Consider the following 2981-nt stretch of genomic DNA (forward strand, 5'->3'; position numbering starts at 1 on the left):
AGATTGCCAGCTGTGATGAAAATCATGGCAAATTGTTTTAAATTACTTTTTGTAATTTAATTTAGGTTAAGTTATAAAGGGCGCACGGTGGATGCCTAGGCACTAGGAGCCGATGAAGGACGTAACTAACGACGATACGCCTCGGGGAGCTGTAAGTAAGCTTTGATCCGGGGATTTCCGAATGGGGGAACCCAAATATCGTAATGGATATTTACTTGTCTGTGAATACATAGCAGTCAAGAGGAACACGCAATGAACTGAAACATCTAAGTAGTTGCAGGAAGAGAAAGAAAATTCGATTCCCTGAGTAGCGGCGAGCGAAACGGGAATAGCCCAAACTAAAGAGCTTGCTCTTTAGGGTTGTAGGACTGATGTTGTGAGAACAAAAGGTTATGATAGTCGAACAAGTTGGAAAACTTGGCCAAAGAGAGTGAAAGCCTCGTAAACGAAATCTGATCCACTCCATTCAGTATCCTGAGTACGGCGGAACACGAGAAACTCCGTCGGAATCCGGGAGGACCATCTCCCAAGGCTAAATACTCCCTAGTGACCGATAGTGAACCAGTACCGTGAGGGAAAGGTGAAAAGTACCCCGGAAGGGGAGTGAAATAGATCCTGAAACCGTGTGCCTACAAATAGTCAGAGTCCGTTAATGGATGATGGCGTGCCTTTTGTAGAATGAACCGGCGAGTTACGTTAACATGCAAGGTTAAAATGAAAAGTTGGAGCCGTAGCGAAAGCGAGTCTGAATAGGGCGACTAAGTATGTTGATGTAGACCCGAAACCAAGTGACCTATCCATGTCCAGGTTGAAGATGCGGTAAAACGCATTGGAGGACCGAACTCGTGTATGTTGAAAAATGCTGAGATGAGATGTGGATAGCGGTGAAATTCCAAACGAACTTGGAGATAGCTGGTTCTCTCCGAAATAGCTTTAGGGTTAGCCTCGAGGTTTAGGATCGTGGAGGTAGAGCACTGTTTGGACTAGGGGCCCGTCTTGGGTTACTGAATTCAGATAAACTCCGAATACCATTGATCTTTACTCGGGAGTCAGACGATGAGTGATAAGATCCACCGTCGAAAGGGAAACAGCCCAGATCACCAGTTAAGGTCCCAAAATTCATGCTAAGTGGAAAAGGATGTGGAAACGCATAGACAACTAGGATGTTGGCTTAGAAGCAGCCATTCATTCAAAGAGTGCGTAATAGCTCACTAGTCGAGTGATTCTGCGCCGAAAATGTACCGGGGCTAAGCATGATACCGAAACTGTGGATGCATCGTAAGATGCGTGGTAGGAGAGCGTTGTAATCGCATTGAAGCTGTACCGTGAGGAGCAGTGGAGTGATTAGAAGTGAGAATGCCGGTATGAGTAACGAAAGACCAGTGAGAATCTGGTCGGCCGCAAGACTAAGGTTTCCTGGGGAAGGCTCGTCCTCCCAGGGTTAGTCGGGGCCTAAGATGAGGCCGAAAGGCGTAATCGATGGATAACAGGTTGATATTCCTGTACTAGTTTATTTTGTTTGAACGATGGAAGGACGCAGGAGGATGATGTGTGCGCGCTGATGGATATGCGCGTCCAAGCAGTAAGTCTTGTTATGAGTCAAATGCTTATAACTTTAAGGACAAGCTGTGATGGGGAGTGAAATTTTAGTAACGAAGCACAATAACTCACACTGCCAAGAAAAGTTCCTAGTTAGAAATAAACTACCCGTACCGCAAACCGACACAGGTAGTCGAGGAGAGTATCCTAAGGTCAGCGAGTGAACTCTCGTTAAGGAACTCGGCAAAATGACCCCGTAACTTCGGGAGAAGGGGTGCTGGTGTAACAGCCAGCCGCAGTGAATAGGCCCAAACAACTGTTTATCAAAAACACAGGTCTATGCTAAATCGTAAGATGACGTATATGGGCTGACGCCTGCCCGGTGCTGGAAGGTTAAGAGGATCAGTTAGCTTTTGCGAAGCTGAGAATTGAAGCCCCAGTAAACGGCGGCCGTAACTATAACGGTCCTAAGGTAGCGAAATTCCTTGTCGGGTAAGTTCCGACCCGCACGAAAGGCGTAATGATTTGGGCACTGTCTCAACGAGAGACTCGGTGAAATTATAATACCCGTGAAGATGCGGGTTACCCGCGACAGGACGGAAAGACCCCATGGAGCTTTACTGTAGCTTGATATTGAGTTTTTGTGTGACATGTACAGGATAGGTAGGAGCCGTTGATTTCGGAACGCTAGTTTCGAAGGAGGCATTGGTGGGATACTACCCTTGTTATATGAAAACTCTAACCTACATCGTTTATCGCGATGAGGGACAGTGTCTGGTGGGCAGTTTGACTGGGGCGGTCGCCTCCTAAAATGTAACGGAGGCGCTCAAAGGTTCGCTCAGAATGGTTGGAAATCATTCGTAGAATGTAAAGGCATAAGCGAGCTTGACTGCGAGACTGACAAGTCGAGCAGGGACGAAAGTCGGACTTAGTGATCCGGTGGTACCATATGGAAGGGCCATCGCTCAACGGATAAAAGCTACCCTGGGGATAACAGGCTTATCTCCCCCAAGAGTTCACATCGACGGGGAGGTTTGGCACCTCGATGTCGGCTCATCGCATCCTGGGGCTGTAGTCGGTCCCAAGGGTTGGGCTGTTCGCCCATTAAAGCGGTACGCGAGCTGGGTTCAGAACGTCGTGAGACAGTTCGGTCCCTATCCGTCGCGGGCGTAGGAAATTTGAGAGGAGCTGTCCTTAGTACGAGAGGACCGGGATGGACATACCTCTGGTGTACCAGTTGTGCCGCCAGGCGCATCGCTGGGTAGCTACGTATGGACGGGATAAACGCTGAAAGCATCTAAGTGTGAAGCCCCCCTCGAGATGAGATTTCCCATTCCTTTATGGAAGTAAGATCCGTTAGAGAATATGACGTAGATAGGCTGCGGGTGGAAGTGTAGCGATACATGGAGCTGAGCAGTACTAATAGATCGAGGACTTAACCG

Annotated in this window: 1 rRNA gene; it reads left to right on the forward strand. The window is 48.1% G+C overall.

Annotated features, from left to right (window positions below):
• The first annotated feature begins 64 nt into the window (after positions 1–64).
• A 23S ribosomal RNA gene (locus U8526_RS12985) occupies positions 65–2981 on the forward strand.

Origin of the sequence: Companilactobacillus sp. HBUAS56275 (genome assembly GCF_036913655.1) — a bacterium.
GTDB classification, from domain to species: domain Bacteria; phylum Bacillota; class Bacilli; order Lactobacillales; family Lactobacillaceae; genus Companilactobacillus; species Companilactobacillus pullicola.